The organism is Flavobacterium poyangense (genome assembly GCF_011751075.1).
Taxonomy (GTDB): Bacteria; Bacteroidota; Bacteroidia; order Flavobacteriales; family Flavobacteriaceae; genus Flavobacterium; species Flavobacterium poyangense.
This window is the reverse complement of sequence record NZ_JAALLN010000093.1, coordinates 1-737: the sequence shown is the minus strand read 5'-3', so window position 1 is coordinate 737 and position 737 is coordinate 1. Positions and strand designations below refer to the sequence as shown.

The following is a 737-nucleotide window of genomic DNA, read 5'->3' as shown; positions in this document are numbered from 1 at the left end:
CAAGTCGCACAAATTGGACTTGGATCGGTTGATTTAGCTGTAACTGGCGTCCCTGTTGGAGGGGTTCCTGTTACAGTGGCTACGTTGTCTACCTGACCGTTATTCACATCAGCCAAAGTAATCGTGTGCACTGCTGTAAAACTAGCTGAGTCAGTTGCTCCCGGAGCTAAACTTGCCAAGCTTCCACTCACTACTGCATTGGCATCGCTGATTGTTACCGGAGCAAGGGTTACGTTTCCTGTATTTTTAACTACAAAAGTATAATCAATTCTATCGCCTACATTGGCAATACCATCACCATTTACATCCACATAAGTTGCTTTTTTACTTACTTCAACTTTTGGTGAAGACGTTAAAGGAACTGTTGTACAAGTCGTACAAGTAGGATCTTTCGGCGTGCAAGTCGCACAAATTGGACTTGGATCGGTTGATTTAGCTGTAACTGGCGTCCCTGTTGGAGGGGTTCCTGTTACAGTGGCTACGTTGTCTACCTGACCGTTATTCACATCAGCCAAAGTAATCGTGTGCACTGCTGTAAAACTAGCTGAGTCAGTTGCTCCCGGAGCTAAACTTGCCAAGCTTCCACTCACTACTGCATTGGCATCGCTGATTGTTACCGGAGCAAGGGTTACGTTTCCTGTATTTTTAACTACAAAAGTATAATCAATTCTATCGCCTACATTGGCAATACCATCACCATTTACATCCACATAAGTTGCTTTTTTACTTACTTCAAC

General features: G+C 43.7%; 1 protein-coding gene. It reads right to left on the bottom strand.

Annotation, left to right across the window (positions count from 1 at the left end; translation table 11 throughout):
* On the bottom strand, positions 1-737 hold a 737-nt coding region (locus G3A47_RS22750), incomplete at both ends, for a DUF7507 domain-containing protein (protein WP_458294231.1).